12 protein-coding genes, 2 tRNA genes and 2 pseudogenes are annotated in these 15955 nt (G+C 42.0%); 10 read left to right on the forward strand and 6 right to left on the reverse strand.

Annotated features, from left to right (window positions below; genetic code table 11):
* The first annotated feature begins 148 nt into the window (after positions 1-148).
* The 3 genes from AC6IZ0_RS06895 to AC6IZ0_RS06905 all read left to right on the forward strand — a co-directional run bounded on the left by AC6IZ0_RS06895 (position 149) and on the right by AC6IZ0_RS06905 (position 4338).
* Positions 149-1897 (forward strand): diflavin flavoprotein, encoded by a 1749-nt coding sequence (locus AC6IZ0_RS06895; RefSeq protein WP_497725549.1) that lies wholly within the window; start codon positions 149-151, stop codon positions 1895-1897.
* 157 nt (positions 1898-2054) lie between these two features.
* Positions 2055-2552 (forward strand): phosphate-starvation-inducible PsiE family protein, encoded by a 498-nt coding sequence (locus AC6IZ0_RS06900; protein WP_271731685.1) that lies wholly within the window; start codon positions 2055-2057, stop codon positions 2550-2552.
* 19 nt (positions 2553-2571) lie between these two features.
* Complete coding sequence (locus AC6IZ0_RS06905) at positions 2572-4338, forward strand: diflavin flavoprotein (RefSeq protein ID WP_497725550.1); 1767 nt, start codon at positions 2572-2574, stop codon at positions 4336-4338.
* 134 nt (positions 4339-4472) lie between these two features.
* Here the strand turns inward: AC6IZ0_RS06905 and AC6IZ0_RS06910 are convergent.
* Positions 4473-5308, reverse strand: a pseudogene (locus AC6IZ0_RS06910) (DMT family transporter).
* Between the two features lie 306 nt (positions 5309-5614).
* Here AC6IZ0_RS06910 and AC6IZ0_RS06915 point away from each other — a divergent pair.
* A complete protein-coding gene (locus AC6IZ0_RS06915; protein WP_271731447.1) occupies positions 5615-5959 on the forward strand; it encodes a hypothetical protein in 345 nt (114 codons plus the stop codon).
* 97 nt (positions 5960-6056) lie between these two features.
* On the opposite strand, the gene AC6IZ0_RS06920 is transcribed toward AC6IZ0_RS06915, so the two are convergent.
* The gene (locus AC6IZ0_RS06920; RefSeq protein WP_497725551.1) at positions 6057-6896 is read right to left on the reverse strand and encodes a tetratricopeptide repeat protein; all 840 of its coding nucleotides are present in this window, start codon (positions 6894-6896) and stop codon (positions 6057-6059) included.
* A gap of 922 nt (positions 6897-7818) precedes the next feature.
* Between AC6IZ0_RS06920 and AC6IZ0_RS06925 the strand changes: the two genes are divergently transcribed.
* Both AC6IZ0_RS06925 and AC6IZ0_RS06930 read left to right on the forward strand, forming a co-directional pair.
* On the forward strand, positions 7819-8142 hold the full coding sequence (locus tag AC6IZ0_RS06925; protein ID WP_271731445.1) for a hypothetical protein: 324 nt from the start codon (positions 7819-7821) through the stop codon (positions 8140-8142).
* Between the two features lie 102 nt (positions 8143-8244).
* On the forward strand, positions 8245-8742 hold the full coding sequence (locus AC6IZ0_RS06930; protein ID WP_497725552.1) for a DUF427 domain-containing protein: 498 nt from the start codon (positions 8245-8247) through the stop codon (positions 8740-8742).
* Between the two features lie 44 nt (positions 8743-8786).
* On the opposite strand, the gene AC6IZ0_RS06935 is transcribed toward AC6IZ0_RS06930, so the two are convergent.
* Positions 8787-9176: a hypothetical protein gene (locus AC6IZ0_RS06935; protein ID WP_497725553.1), complete on the reverse strand. Its 390-nt coding sequence runs from the start codon at positions 9174-9176 to the stop codon at positions 8787-8789.
* Between the two features lie 203 nt (positions 9177-9379).
* On the opposite strand from AC6IZ0_RS06935, the gene AC6IZ0_RS06940 reads away from it, so the two are divergent.
* Both AC6IZ0_RS06940 and AC6IZ0_RS06945 read left to right on the forward strand, forming a co-directional pair.
* Positions 9380-11407, forward strand: coding sequence for a serine/threonine protein kinase (locus tag AC6IZ0_RS06940; RefSeq protein ID WP_497725554.1), 2028 nt, complete (start codon positions 9380-9382; stop codon positions 11405-11407).
* A 99-nt stretch (positions 11408-11506) separates the two neighbouring features.
* The gene (locus AC6IZ0_RS06945; RefSeq protein WP_497725555.1) at positions 11507-11989 is read left to right on the forward strand and encodes a serine/threonine protein kinase; all 483 of its coding nucleotides are present in this window, start codon (positions 11507-11509) and stop codon (positions 11987-11989) included.
* Positions 11990-12267: 278 nt separating this feature from the next.
* On the opposite strand, the gene AC6IZ0_RS06950 is transcribed toward AC6IZ0_RS06945, so the two are convergent.
* Positions 12268-12351, reverse strand: a tRNA-Leu gene (locus tag AC6IZ0_RS06950).
* Positions 12352-12502: 151 nt separating this feature from the next.
* Here AC6IZ0_RS06950 and AC6IZ0_RS06955 point away from each other — a divergent pair.
* A tRNA-Gln gene (locus AC6IZ0_RS06955) sits at positions 12503-12574 on the forward strand.
* 45 nt (positions 12575-12619) lie between these two features.
* On the opposite strand, the gene AC6IZ0_RS06960 is transcribed toward AC6IZ0_RS06955, so the two are convergent.
* Positions 12620-13093, reverse strand: coding sequence for a hypothetical protein (locus AC6IZ0_RS06960; RefSeq protein ID WP_497725556.1), 474 nt, complete (start codon positions 13091-13093; stop codon positions 12620-12622).
* Between the two features lie 147 nt (positions 13094-13240).
* Between AC6IZ0_RS06960 and AC6IZ0_RS06965 the strand changes: the two genes are divergently transcribed.
* On the forward strand, positions 13241-14491 hold the full coding sequence (locus tag AC6IZ0_RS06965; RefSeq protein ID WP_497725557.1) for a hypothetical protein: 1251 nt from the start codon (positions 13241-13243) through the stop codon (positions 14489-14491).
* Between the two features lie 69 nt (positions 14492-14560).
* Here the strand turns inward: AC6IZ0_RS06965 and AC6IZ0_RS06970 are convergent.
* Positions 14561-15714, reverse strand: a pseudogene (locus AC6IZ0_RS06970) (SpoIID/LytB domain-containing protein).
* Positions 15715-15955: the final 241 nt, after the last annotated feature.

A 15955-nucleotide genomic window follows, 5' to 3' on the forward strand; every position in this document is an offset into this window, starting at 1 on the left:
AAAAGCCATTGGCTCAGGTCTCGTTTTATGGTCAACAACAGATAAATATTACTAATCAATAGCTTGAGAAATTGAAATTTTACTAATAGTGGTTTTTAGTTCAAAATAAAAGAGTAGTGAATTTCCCATATTTTTGAGGTGAAAATCAATGGTCATACTTACAGAAGATACTCAAGCTATTAATGTAGGACGTTTGACCGTTCAAACGGTAGAAATTGCCTCTAAAACAACTGCTATTCGTTGTCTTGATTGGGATAGGGAACGTTTTGATATCGAATTTGGTTTACGAAATGGAACAACATATAACTCTTTCTTAATTCAAGGTGAAAAAATTGCTTTAGTTGACACCTCACATCGCAAATTTGAGCAACTATATCTTGAGATAGTTGCAGGTTTAATTGATTTAAATAAAATAGACTATTTAGTTATTAACCACACCGAACCAGACCATAGTGGTTTAGTTAAGGATATTTTGCAGTTAGCTCCTGAGATTACTGTTGTTGGGTCTAAGGTAGCAATTCAGTTTCTCGAAAATATGGTTCACCAGCCATTTAAATCATTGCTGGTCAAAAGCGGACAGCGTTTAGATTTAGGTAATGGTTACCAATTAGAGTTTATATCCGCCCCTAACTTACACTGGCCTGATACAATTTTGACCTACGAGCACAAAACAGGGATTCTCTATACCTGCGATGTGTTTGGGATGCATTATTGTGATGACCATACCTATGATGAATATTTCTCTACTATTGCAGGAGATTTTAAATATTACTATGACTGTCTGATGGGACCCAATTCGCGGTCTGTTTTAGCAGCATTAAAACGGATTGAAAATTTAGAAATAAATACCGTAGCTACAGGTCACGGACCTTTGTTAAGGCATCATATTTCTGACTGGTTCGAGAATTATAAAACTTGGAGTTTAGCCAAAGCTAAAACAGAGATATTGGTGGCTTTATTTTATGCTGAAGATTACGGTTATGGTGAACATTTAGTGCATACTTTGGGACATGGATGTACTAAAACAGGTGTAGCTGTAGAACTAATAGACATTAATACTGCTGAATTACAAGAAGTTAGAGAATTGGTATCTCAAGCTGCTGGGATAGTGATTGCTATGCCATCCCAATATTCAGTGACGGCTCAATCTGCTTTAAATACTATTTTGGCGGCTGTACATCAGAAGCAGGCTATAGGTTTATTAGAATCTGGTGGCGGAGAAGATGAGCCTGTTTATCCCTTACGCAATAAGTTTCAAGACTTAGGATTAGTTGAAGCATTCCCTCCGATTTTAATTAAAGAGATTCCAGGACAAAAAACAGAAAAATTGTGTGAAGAAGCAGGTACAGATATGGGTCAATGGTTGACCCGTGACCGACAAAGCCGGGGTAGCGATCGCACTAGTAAAAAAATCCAATCCATTAACAGCAACTTAGAACAAGCCCTAGGCAGAATTAGCTCAGGATTATATATTGTTACTACCCAAAAAGGGGAGGTTAAAAGTGCAATGTTGGCTTCTTGGGTGACACAAGCAAGTTTAACGCCTTTAGGAGTTGCCATTGCTGTGTCCAAGGAACGAGCTATTGCATCTTTAATGCAACTGGGCGATCGCTTTGTTTTAAATGTCTTGGGAGAAGATAACCATCAAGGATTAATCAAACATTTCCTGAAACGGTTTGCTCCGGGTGCTAATCGCTTTGAAGGAGTGAAAACTTATCCAGCAAGTAATGGTTCTCCCATCTTGGTAGATGCTTTAGCCTATATGGAATGTGAAATCACTAACCGGATGGATTGTGGTGACCATTGGGTTATTTACAGCACTGTTAAAACTGGCAGAGTAGCCAATGTTAACGCTTTAACTGCTGTTCATCACCGCAAAATCGGCAATCATTACTAAATCAGTAACTCAGAATTTTCAATTACAGCCCAATCCGCAATTTTCATTGATCTAGAAATCCGGTTTGGTTTCTGAATTGATTTGTCTAAGTAGGGAACAGGTAAGAAGAATTGCCGTGTGTACTGAGTCTGGTTGAAAAATCACATAGGAGTCCTATATGTACAAACCTGTTCTGGAAGATAGTGAAATTTCTGTGTACGAAATCAATCGGTGTCGCATCGTCCGCACATTGGAATTTATCCAAGATGTGATTGTAGTTTCCTTGTGTATGGGTTTATTTAGCTTCATGGTAATCCAAGTGTGGGATATGTTTCTCTCCCTGCTTCCTCCTTTAGATTTCCATGTTGTGACCGCCGATATTTTGTTTTTACTGATTTTAGTGGAATTATTCCGACTACTGATTATTTACCTGCAAGAACAACGCATATCTATTGGAGTAGCTGTAGAAGTTGCTATTGTTTCAGCTTTAAGAGAAGTGATTGTTAAAGGTGTACTAGAAACCGATTGGAGCCAAGTTTTAGCGACTTGTGCCTTTTTGCTAGTCCTGGGGGTACTGTTAGTTTTGCGAGTTTGGATACCGCCTACTTTTGAAGGTATAGACCCAGAAAAACAATATAGCAATCGCTATCAACAAAAGTTAGTGATTAAGAACTGAAAGAACACAGGAGAGTATTATGACTATTGCGACATTCAGTCGTCCCAGAGACGTACAAGTGGCAAATATTGGGGAAAATACGCTCATTTTGCGATCGCGTACTTGGGAACGCCTAAAGTTTGAAGTTGAGTACTCCCGTCAAAAAGGGACTACAGCCAATTCTTATCTAATTCTGGCTGACAAAAAAGCTTTAATTGACCCTCCTGGTGAATCTTTTACGGCTATTTACCTAAAGGAACTAGAAAAATATCTGGATTTCACTACCCTTGATTACATTATTCTCGGTCACGTGAATCCTAACCGCCAAGTTACCCTCAAAAAGTTACTTTCCCTTGCACCGCAAGCTAAGTTAATTTGCTCTCGTCCTGCTGCAAATGCTTTGAAAAGTGCTTTTCCTGAGTGGGAATCACGCATTCAAGCTGTGCGTTTTGAAGATACTTTAGATTTAGGACAAAAACATCGCCTGTCATTTATTACAGTTCCTACTCCTCGTTGGCCTGATGGTCTTTGTACTTATGACCCTGGAACTAAGATTTTATACACAGACAAATTTTTTGGCGCTCATATTTGCGAAGATACCTTATTTGATGAAGATTGGAAAAAATTAGACGCAGAACGTCATTATTTCTTTGACTGTCTTCATGCACCCCAAGGGAAACAAGTTGAAGCAGTTTTAGATAAATTGGCTGTTTTGCCGGCTAGATGTTATGCTCCTGGTCATGGCCCGGTGGTGCGTTACAGTCTGAGTCGTTTTACTTATGATTACCGTCAATGGTGTCAAGCACAGAAATCTCAAGATTTAAGGGTTGCTTTGCTTTATACTTCTGCTTATGGTAGTACGGCAATTTTAGCTCATGCCATTGCTCAAGGTTTGATTGCAAATCATGTCAATGTTGAGTCTATCAATTGTGAATTGGCAGACCCCACAGAAATTACCCGTATAATTGAAGCCAGCGATGGTTTTATTATCGGCTCTCCGACTTTAGGGGGTCATCCACCCACCCAAATTCAAACTGCTTTAGGGATAGTTCTTTCAACAGCGGCGAAAACCAAGTTAGCAGGAGTGTTTGGCTCCTACGGTTGGAGTGGCGAAGCTATAGATTTAATTGAAAGCAAACTGAAAGACGCTAACTACAGTTTAGGCTTTGAAACTATTCGGGTGCGCTTTAGTCCCACACCAGAAACTGTTCAACACTGTCAGTCAGCAGGTGCGACTTTTGCCCAAAACTTAAAGAAAACAAAGAAACTGCGGACTCTCCGCCAAGTGGTGACGGAAGCGAAAATAGATCGTACTGAACAAGCTGTAGGAAGGATTATTGGTTCTTTATGTGTGGTGACAACTCGTGATGTAGAAAGCCATAAAGGTATTTTAACCTCATGGGTATCTCAGGCAACGTTTAACCCACCAGGAATTATAATTGCCATTGGTCAAGACCAAAATGCAGATTTAATGCGTCAACCCGGCGACAAATTTGTGCTGAATATTCTCGAAGAAAATCGAAATTTACGGCGTTATTTCTGCCGTCAAAGCACAATAGGGGAAAATCCCTTTAACAATCTTGAGACAAAGGTGGCTAATAATGGTTGTTTGATTTTAACTCAAGCATTAGCTTATCTGGAATGTACTGTGACCAACTTACTCGAATGTGGCGACAGATACTTAATTTATGCTGTTGTCGAGGAAGGTGAATTGTTAGAACATAATGGTATGACTGCCGTTGAACATCGCAAATCAGGTAGTCATTATAACAAAAATGCCGAAAAACCTGGATTAATAGGCGCATAGCGCCCTATTTCGTACTTTAGAGGATGTCTGAAAGGATGTTTGATTTGGTTTAAGGTTGCTGTACAGACTTTCCGGCGGAACGTCTGTACAAAGCTACGACCAAAAAGATGATTTAGAACTCCCAAGGTGGTCTGCTAGTCAAAAAATAACAATCCAATGCCAATGATGGCAATCATCACCCCCGCCATCCCTCGCCAACTCACTTTTTCCCCAATGCATATAGCAATAGGGATGACAAATAGGGGACTGGTCTGTAATAAGGTGGACGCAATTCCCGCAGCTGTGAATTTAATCGCTGTTTGTTGTAGCCAAATACCTAAATAAGTACCACAAAAAGCCCCAAAGCACGCGGCGAAAATGACCCGCCAGGATGGTTTAGAAGAGGTATAGGATAAGGCTTGGGCCTGGCCTTTGGGGAACCACAGCCAGCCAAAGAGAATCAATTGGGCGGCACTTAAGCGGAATAAAGTCGCCCACAAAGATGATATATTACCAGTAGTAAAGGCTACGCGAGCGATAACTGTAGCTATGGCATTGGTGATGGCGGCTAATAAGCCCAAACCGATCCCCCGCCATAGATGGGTGGGGGGATGATTGTTGCTACTGGGAAGCGGTTCTGTGATTACCCAAGCAACTCCTAAAATAGTAATTATAATTCCACACCAAGCTCTAATATTTAAACTTTCACCCAGCCAAATCATAGACAGGATAGCCGTGATGGGAGGGGACAGGGTACCGATAAGTAACACACGACGTGGCCCAAATAATTGAGCGCCCCCATAAAAGCAGTATCACCCCAGCTAATACCGATTACTCCGCTCAAGCACAGTAAAAAAATCGGCGTGGGGGCGGATGTGGGTAAGGATTCCCCAGTTACTAAGATGGTGAAAATTAGCAGGGCGATCGCTACTATCCCCTTGAGTGAATTCAGTCCCAGGGGCGGAATATGATTTCCCACAAAGCCATACACCACCGAGGCGATCGCCCACAAAGCAGCAGCAGCTAAAGCCGCTAACTCTCCCCCGGCATTTGTTAACAAATTATTAAAAATACAGTTTACCTCTTAAATAATCCACAAATTCATTTAATAATACAATAAAGAACCAAAAACATAGTAGCACTCTCTGCTTTAGAGTGCTAATTTTCCCAGGTAATTCTTGTCATATTATGGGCGAAGAAAATATTTTTTCTAGATGGCTGTAGATGATTGTATGCAAGAATTAATTAGCAGCGTCAAGATTTTCTACACAAGTAATTAAATATGGGGAGAGATGGAATGAAATACACCTTTGATATTGTGGGAGTGTCTCCTGTTTGGGAGTTTTTTAAACATCAACAACAGACCATAAACAAACCAATTAGTGGCGGTGTAGAATATCTCAGCACCCATAGATGTACTTTGGATGCCTTATTAGAATCTGTAGAACCATTACCCATAAAATGGGGTTGGAATACTGAACAGGTCAGAGAGACTGTAGTAAAGTTTTGGTTAAATAATGCCGAAAGTATTCGTTATTGGAAAGTCCGTTTAATAGATGCTGGTAATGAGAATATACTAGTTGCTAGGCTGGCAGAGATCAAATCTTTACAGGCGGAATTTGAATCTTTATTCAGTAAATAAATTTGGGAGCGCCATTTCCCCACTGTATCCCCTTGTGGGTATAGTTAGTCTCAAATCCGCTTAGTCCCCCAATTGAGGGGATTAATCACAATGATTGCTACCTAATCTCGCGAATATTGTTCATGACTTGTTGATATAATTCATTATTATTTTGTTGTTGAAAAATAGAGGCAGCTTGTTGTAGGTCTTGCAGCGCCCCTTCTCTGTCTCCCTCTGCAGCGCGGGCATTACCACGGTTATTGTAGGCGGGGGCAAAAGAAGAATTGAGGCGAATGGCTTGATTATAGTCCCCAATGGCACCTTGTCTGTCTCCCTGGGCTGCCCGAGCATTGCCTCGATTATTGTAAGCCATGACAGAGCGAGAATCTAGGCTAATGGCTTGGTTGAAGTCATCTATGGCCCCTGCATTGTCCCCCTGAGCGGCGCGGGCATTTCCCCGATTATTATAGGCTTCGGCATAGCGGGGGGAGACGCGAATGGCTTCGTTATAGTCTGCGATCGCCCGTTGGTAGTCTCCTAGGGAAGCTAGGCCATTTCCCCGATAATTATAGGCTTCGCCATCGTCAGGAGCCAGATTAATGGCTTGATTGTAATCTGCGATCGCCCTTTGCTTGTCTCCCAGGTCAAAGTAAGCCAGTCCCCGGCTTTTATAGACCTGAGCATAGTCTGGGTCTTGATCAATAACTTGGTCATAAATAGCGATCGCCCCTTGCAAATCACCTCTGAGGTGTTTATTTTTACCCTCAAGATAGAGATTCCCCGCTGAGGATGTTTGCACTGTCCGGCTGTTAGGAGGACTAAGACCTATTTCTGTTATCAGTACATCTTTATCTGGACTACAAGATATAGTAGTAATTACACCTAATATGCTCACCACAGCTATGGTCAGTCTTCTTTTAACCTTTAGGTGTTCTCGCTCAAATAACCGCAGTTTCATAAGTTAACTTAAACCCTCAACCGGAACGACAATTCAGACTAGATTTACTTCTTGTTTTTATTTACAATTGGTTCTCAGTTTTGAGAGTATCTGAAACCAGCAAAACCATAGCAAATATCTCCAATCTTGCGCACATCCCTAACCCCTGACTAAAAATATGTGCCTACAAGACTTTGTAACTAAACCTTATTAACTAATATTTTCCAGATTTAATTAATATTCACCTGTTAAATCAGGCCTCAAGAATAGAAATATTTATCCGGAATAATTTACAGATTTTTTATATAAATCACATTCTAGACAAATAAATTTATTTTTTATGTTTTTCCTGATACTTTATCTAGAATTAGCCGGTGGATTTTCCTGTCAAATTAATATTAATTAGATTAAGATAAATCGTTACAAAAGCTACAGTCAGCATGATGATAAATCTTGCGGGGTAGTCCTCGATACCGCCCTTTTATACCTAACTCAGATGAAGCGATCGCTCTATTCTAGCTGGGCGAATTATGCAGAGATTGACTTAAGAATACATTTCTAGATAGATCCAATTGTTGCGGTTGGTCAACACGGGCGATCGCGCGGATATTTTGATATAATCATAAGATTGCCTGAATAATTATACAACTCATATTATTCACATCTTCACCAACACTTAATAGTCAAGTTGTTGCATATGGGTTGCACTTGCATATTAATCAGTTTATTCTCTGTAGAGAAATAATATAAATCTCTATTATTTAGATAGCAAACTTGAGGTAGGACAGTCAAGAAAAATACAAATATATATTGACTAAATCACTTCAGGGTGTCCATAGCTATTCAACTCACCGTGTTACAGTGCAATTTAACCATAGAATACTTTGGTGCATAAATCCTTCCACATCATTGGACTAAGATGAAACCCTAAGAGCGTGCTGGGATGAAACTATCGAATCTAGATCCACTTATACCCCTCATGGAATTAAAAGCAAAATTCATGAAGTTACCAGAAAATTATTCCGTTGACGAGGGGGAATTAATCGAGTTTTTATCCCAGCGAAGATGGCCTGACAGAAATCGGCGCATTGATAGAACAACTTTTTGGCGGTGGCGAAACGACAACAAAATTGAGCATCAAAAATCCTTCGGTAAACTAGATATTTTAAAACTTTGCCAAATTTGCGATCACTACCGTTTAGATGGAACTCGCAATCAATACTTAACCATGGTTAATCATACTCCAGATTTGCCAGTTAAAAAATAAACTCTCGACTGCTTCGGCGTGCTTTACTATCCCTGTGTAAGTGTGAATGCTTGGCTTTTGGGTAGTTCGTTGTTTAAAATGGGATTTTAATGTTTATTAATCATGGTGTCTCCTCAACCCATTAACCCCAGTCCCGGACAAGAATCAGTTTGGGACTACCCCCGTCCCCCTCGTCTAGAAGACACAAACAAACATATTCAAATCATTTTTAATGATGTCGTCATTGTGGACACCCACAGCGCCAAGCGGGTTTTAGAAACTAGTCATCCACCAACTTACTATATTCCCCCAGGGGATATCAAAATGGAATACTTAGTATTGATGCCAAAATCTAGTTTTTGTGAGTGGAAAGGTATCGCTAGTTACTATACTATCCGCGTGGGTGATAAACAAGTACATAATGCTGCTTGGTTCTATCCCGACCCTACAGCTAATTTTGCCTCTATTAAGTATCATGTAGCATTCTATGCCCATCTCATGGATGCTTGCTATGTGGATGGGGAAAGAGTACAACCACAACCAGGTAATTTTTACGGTGGTTGGGTGACCCATGATATTGTGGGACCTTTTAAGGGTAGTCCGGGTACTTGGGGATGGTGAATCAACCTGACCCCAACCCTCTCCTTGTCAAGGGGAGGGGACTACTACAGTAAATATTGTTCTGCTTGTAATTTCAGTTTATCCCCCTCTAATAACACTTGGTCTATATAATCTTTCATCTCCATATAAGGTTGTCTTAAGGTGATCTTCTCTGACTGAATGGCTCTCCTGGTACTTTGTCGGACTTGACCAGCAAACTTACGTTGACCAAATAAATCTAGTCCTAATGAGATCATACTGTCTGGAGGTGTTTGGGTAGCTTGTTGGTTAATTTCTTTAATGACTAAGTTAAGCTCTTTTTTAATAGCTCTTAATTGTTTCTGGATAAAGTTAATATTCTTAACTTGTAACTTGACTGATGGGGGATTATCCAGGGTTAAGGTCATTTGTTGCTGCAATTGAGCAATTTGTAATTGGGTTTCTTGTAAGTTCATGGCTATTACCCCTCATCCCAAAATCTGCTGTTAGGTTATTCAATCATCCCACAAAAACCATTGTCATCTATCTAAGGGTAGATATTCTGTTTTTGGTTTTTTTAACGCAAAGGTTCGCAAAGGTGGCGCAAAGGTTCGCAAAGGGTATTTAAAGATGGTTTATAAGTGTTACATTAATCACAGTTATTTGCTGCTACTAAATAATGAACCATCCAGACTTTACACCACGGGGTTATGAAGTAATCAGGGAACTGGGACGCAACCGGGAAGGGGGGAGAATTGCTTGGTTAGCGTCACAGTTACAGACAGGTCAGCAGGTAGTAATTAAACAGTTCTGTTTTGCTCAGACTGGTTCGAGTTGGTCAGCGTATAAGGAACATGAGCGGGAAATTCAAGTATTAAAGGGACTGAAACACCCCGGTATTCCTGAATATTTGGGCGCATTTGCAACAGATGACGGCTTTTGTTTAGTTCAAGAGTATAAAAACGCCGAGAGTTTAGCCATCGGGCGCAGTTTTGACCCGGAGGAAATTAAACACATAGCAGTTAAAGTTTTAGAAATATTAGTATATTTACAAAATCGCATACCTCCGGTAATTCATCGAGATGTCAAACCGGAAAATATCTTAGTAGATGACCAATTGAATGTGTATCTGATTGACTTTGGCATGAGTCGCATTGGTAGTCAAGAGGTGGCGGCTAGTAGTGTGTTCCAAGGTACGCCGGGTTTTATCCCCCCGGAGCAATTACGTAAACCCACGGAGGGTTCTGATTTATATGGTTTAGGTGCTACGTTGATTTGTTTACTCACAGGGAAAAAGTCAACGCAGATACAAGATTTGACAGATGAGGATGACCCCTATGTAATTCATTTCCGTGATTTATTACCCCGGTTAAGTGTGCGGTTTCTGGGGTGGTTGGAGTTGATGGTTAAACCACGGCTGAAAGAACGGTTTGCAGATGCTCAAACGGCTTTACAGGCGTTGACACCCTTGGATGTGGTGCGTGTACCAGAAGTGAAGTTGAGTACATTGGTGTTGGAGTTGACAGCTACTCGCATCGGGGAAAGGTTAAAACAACCGATACAAGTGGTTAACACTATGTCGGAGACTTTGTTAGAGGGTAAGTGGGAAGTTGCACCCCATACCCAAGATCCGCCCCATACTCCCGACTCTCACAGTTGGATTGTGGTATCACCGAGGGAGTTTAAGGGTAATGAGATTAACTGTGATGTCTGGGTAGATACTAGTAAGTTAATGGCGGACAAGTTGTATGAGCGTCGGTTGTGGTTACGGAGTAATGCTAATGTGGAGGTTCACAGTTTAACTGTGCGGGTAAAAACAGCGCCTTTACCTATTGAACGGCGATCGGTTCCTTATTTGGGGTTGGTGGGTTCGTTGTTGATTTTTGCTGGGTTAGGTTATGCAGGTTATCTACTTGTTCCTCTCATTTGGGCTGGGATTGCGGCTGCTTATGGGGCTGTGATTGGGGCTGGGATTCCGGCTGTGATTCCGGCTGTGATTGGGGCTGCGATTGGGGGTGTGTTTGGGGCTTGGATTGGGTTTGTCAAGAGGGCTGGGATTTGGGCTAGTACCACCAGAAATGGATATCTTGCTTTGTCTGGTGGTGGGTTTGGGGTTGTGATTGGGTTTGGGATTGTGATTGGGATTGCGGCTGGGATTGAGTATTATGGGATTGCGGCTTTGTTTGCGGCTGGGATTGCGGCTGGGATTGGGGCTTTCTTTGGGGCTGTGATTGGGAATTGGACTGCGGCTGTGATTGGGGATAATGAGGCTGCGATTGGGGTTTATGCGGCTGGGATTGGGGCTGCTTATGGGCCTGGGATTGGGGCTGGGATTGCGGCTGGGTTTGCGGCTGGGTTTGAGGCTGGGTTTGAGGCTGGGTTGGTGGCCGCTGTGATTGGGAATGTGATTGGGATTGGGATTGTGCCTGTGATTGTGGCTGTGATTGTGGCTGGGATTGAATTTGTGATTGTATCTATGATTGAACCTGTGATTGAATTTGGCGGTAAGAAGTTGGGACTATTCACCGCCGGATTAGGAATCAGTAGCGGTATTGCGGTAGCAGTGGGAACGCTTCACCCCTACATTTTATTAGCCCTATTAGCTACGGGTTTACCCTTTGTAACTATGCTGCTCTATCCACCCATTCAACGCCGCCGGTTAATTGCTCAATATCGCCGGTCTGAGGAGCATTTGATTGCACCCTAGGTTTTTGAGGTGGTTTTTTTAACGCCAAGGTTCGCCAAGGGTGTTTAAAGATGGTTTATAAGTGTTACATTAATCACAGTTATTTGCTGCTACTAAATAATGAACCATCCAGACTTTACACCACAGGGTTATGAAGTAATAAGGGAATTGGGACGCAACCGGGAAGGGGGGAGAATTGCTTGGTTAGCGTCACAGTTACAGACAGGTAAGCAGGTAGTAATTAAACAGTTCTGTTTTGCTCAGACTGGTTCGAGTTGGTCAGCGTATAAGGAACATGAGCGGGAAATTCAAGTATTAAAGGGACTGAAACACTCTGGTATTCCTGAATATTTGGGCGCATTTGCAACAGATGACGGCTTTTGTTTAGTTCAAGAGTATAAAAACGCCGAGAGTTTAGCCATCGGGCGCAGTTTTGACCCGGAGGAAATTAAACACATAGCAGTTAAAGTTTTAGAAATATTAGTATATTTACAAAATCGCATACCTCCGGTAATTCATCGAGATGTGAAACCGGAAAATATCTTAGTAGATGACCAATCAAAGAACGGTTTGCAGATGCTCAAACGGCTTTGGAAGGGTTGAAACCTACTAACCTTAAAGACACCTCAACTCTAACATATATTGCTGAGAATATGTTGGAAAAGTGATGATTAGGGAACGGGGAACAGGGATTAGGGATTAGGGATTAGGGATTAGGGGAAGCAAAAAAATAAAGTCCCATTCCCTTCACAAGGGAATGGTGAGGGTGGGGGTAAAACAATATTTGATACAGTAATTACCAAGCTACCATATGTTTTACGTATAGTTGATCTAATGCATAATTTTAGACGTTGTATCTGTTTAACTGACTTTGTAATTAATGGGCAGGAGGAGAATCGAACTCCTATGACCGCAAGGCCGCCACATTTTGAGTGTGGTGCGTCTACCAGTTTCGCCACCCGCCCTTGGTTTCAACTTTACTATTATATCCTATTTAACTGAATTTGCAACTGGTAAATCAAAAAAATTTAGAGGGGGAAATTTTTCGGAAATTTCTCGTCAAGGTACTTGACATTACCCCTGGTTAGGCTGCTATATTGTCATAGTGTGAATCATTGGGGCGTAGCCAAGCGGTAAGGCAGCGGGTTTTGGTCCCGCCATCCCTAGGTTCGAATCCTAGCGCCCCAGTAAATAAGGAGTAGATTAATCTGCTCCTTATTTTTTTATTTATTGTTAGGGCGACTTTAAAGCTTGATCTAAAATTTGCCGAGCGTGTTCGGCTTTAGCTCTAGCTTCCTGGTAGCGTAAATTAGCCTGGGCAAAGTTTTTTAGGACTTTAAAACCTTCCTTGAGGCGATTAATTTCCTCTTCAGTTACCGGATTATCTGAAAACAAAACATCAACAGCGTGACGAATTTCTAGGGCTTCGGCGCGTGATTCCTGCACCTTCAGCTTGAGTGTGGCGAGATTATTCAAAATCTGAACAGCTTCTGTAATACTGTCCTCACCACTGACAGAAAAATTTGTCTGTGACTTCACCTCAATTAATTGTTGAGGGCCAAACCCCTCCTCCAATTCTGTGGGTAACTTACCAGCATCCATTAATTCCATCAGCTGATCCATGGCTTTATCACGGGCTTTGGCTGAATCTTTTCCAGAAACAGTGAGCATAATTTCTGGACTTTGAGCGAGAGTATACTGAACCATACTTAGAACAGAAAAATTGCTGATTAACCAAGCCAAGCGCCATAATCATAACATGAAGGCAGTACCAGGAACTCACAGGGGAAAGATGAAAATAAAACTCTATACTGAAAGAGCGATACAAGTAAATTCTCACAGGAGGGAAGAATAGTGACTCCCAATCCCACCATCATGCAAGCTGTAGAAAAACTCGGTTACCGAGTGACTGTTGGTGATGTCTCAAGTCAGGGTGGCTTGAGTGTAGCGGAGGCGGGACAAGGTTTATTAGCCTTGGCTTCTGATGCGGGCGGACATTTACAAGTAGCAGAAACAGGCGATATTGTTTACCTGTTTCCGCGAAATTTCCGCGAAATCTTACGTAATAAATACTTTCAGATGCGGTTGCAGGAATGGTGGAAAAAGGTCTGGGCAGTTCTTTTTTACCTGATTCGCATTTCTTTTGGTATTTTCTTAATTCTTTCTATTGTCCTGATCACTGTGACGATTATTATCATTGTGAATGCCGGGAGTTCAGATCGCAATGACAATGATCGAGGCCGCAGTTCTGGGGGTGGTGGGTTATTCTTTTTTCCATTCCCAGATTTATTCTGGTACTTCAGCCCCGATTATAGCACCCGCTCCCAACAACGGCATTACCAAAGACAGCAAGGAAGTAACTTGAATTTCTTTGAGGCTGTATTTTCCTTTTTATTTGGCGATGGTAATCCAAATGCTAATTTAGAACAACGGCGATGGCAAGAAATCGCGACTGTGATTGGGAATAATCATGGTGCGGTGGTAGCAGAACAAATTGCTCCCTATCTGGATGACCTTGGGGAAACTTATACACGGGAGTATGAAGATTATATGCTGCCTGTGCTGACTCGTTTTAATGGACAACCAGAGGTCAGCCCAGAAGGGCACATTGTCTATTATTTCCCAGAGCTGCAAGTTAAAGCCACTAAAACAAGCCCTGAATTAGTACCCACCCATTTAGAAGAATATCCTTGGCGTTTTAGTGCTGCAGGTGCAGGACAAATTATCCTGGCTGCAGGTTTGGGTGTACTCAATTTTGTGGCGGCTTTAATATTGGGAGGTTTAATAGCCGATGGGACAGCAGCGGCGCAATTGGGGGGATTAGTAGCTTTTGTAGAGGGGATTTATTGGCTATTGTTGGGTTATGGTGCGGGTTTCTTAGGTATCCCCTTAGTGCGTTATTTTTGGATTCAATGGCGCAATCAAAAAATTGCTGCACGCAATCGCGATCGCTTGTATCAGGCTCAACTATTAGCAAATCCAGAGGAGACTTTACAGCGAAAAATCAACTACGCACAGCAATTCGCTACAGAAAAAGTCATCAGTAGTGAAGATTTAGTTTATTCCACCGAAACCGACTTAATCGACCAAGAGCTTGAGGGCTAGCCAATAGCTAGTTATTTGCTAATAATAGATTACATATCCTCATAAATGCTAAGATAGTGGTGCAGTAACTTACTTGGTCTTAATTGGGGTCAGGGTTACCCCTTGGTAGTAATGTCCTAAAATTTGCAGGTGGTTGGCTCCTTGTCGAGCCAGATTATAGGCTCCCCACTGGCTCATTCCTAAGCCATGACCAAATCCTAGACCTTGGAGGACAAAATCACCATTTGTGCCTCTAGTGATATTAAAGCGCGTGCTTCGGAGTTTGAGTGCAGTTCGCACCTCTTCCCCTCTGAGTACTCTTGTACCTTGCTCACCCACAATTTTTAACGCTTTCACACTGCGGAAAGGTGAGAAGGCTTGTGGAATCATATCTTTGATGTTACCAATACCGGAAATTTTCGAGCTAATTTCATCGGGGGAAAAGGTTTGCACCCAGTTACAAGCGCTGATATTTTGATCGTAGTCTTGAACAGCACGCAAGTAAGCCAGGCGTTTTCCCCAAACATCTTCGACATTTTCAGTATGCCCCCAGAACAGGCGTGAAACGCGGAGAGAATAATTTGATTGTTATGTGTTAATACTTTCCCAACTGTAGAATCAACGGCCGCGTAAATAGCAGGAGATTCCTTAGCGACTCCTTGATAAATTTGCCACCGGTCAGGAGTAGCCCCTAAGTCATAAGTGGGATGATTGCGCTGTTCCCGGCGCTTGTAAAGTGCGTAGGTGCGAGCAGCTATGGCCTGGGCTTTGAGGGCTTCCTGAGGCCATCTAGAATCCATTTCACCACCGATGACACTGTAAAGATATTCTTCTAAATCAACCCAGTTAACGACATCTAACCCTTTATCTGTAGGCAAAACCAAGGTTCTGCCACGATACCAGCGATCGCCAATATAAACAAATCCCTGATTTGTCGGCTCAATCCAAAATAAGCCAGATTGCCACCTATTGAGAGCCACACCACCGGGGATACTTTGGGCATCAAATGAACTCATAGCGGGTAATTGTCCCAGAGTCCGGCCTCTACTATCCTTGACAAGTGCAGTTGTGGAACTACCCACCTTGACTTGATTAACTCCCCTCTCAATTGCCACGCGCAGGATGATAGATGCTTGAGCCGGGGCGACTAAAACCATCCACAAAAAGATGCCTATCCACCAATGACGTACTTTAAGCTGGGAAAACAAAGAGCCTAATAACAGTTGAAATTTCATACTCATCATTTAAATCACATTTAAGCAAGTATCTATGATCTACCAGTGAAGATGAGACAGTTCTGCTAGATAAAACCTAGACAAAGCTAGACTTTACTTTCTACTTCAACGGGAGCATGGGAGCGGTTATCCCTTAGTAGACTTGCACGCCTTAGCCAGACGCGATATTTCTCTTAAGATTTACAAGAAAGACTACCGCTATCATTGCTTGGTTTTCGCGTTGGCAATAGTCTTAATTCAATACTTGATA

The sequence above is a fragment of the Anabaenopsis sp. NIES-4685 genome (assembly GCF_059725405.1).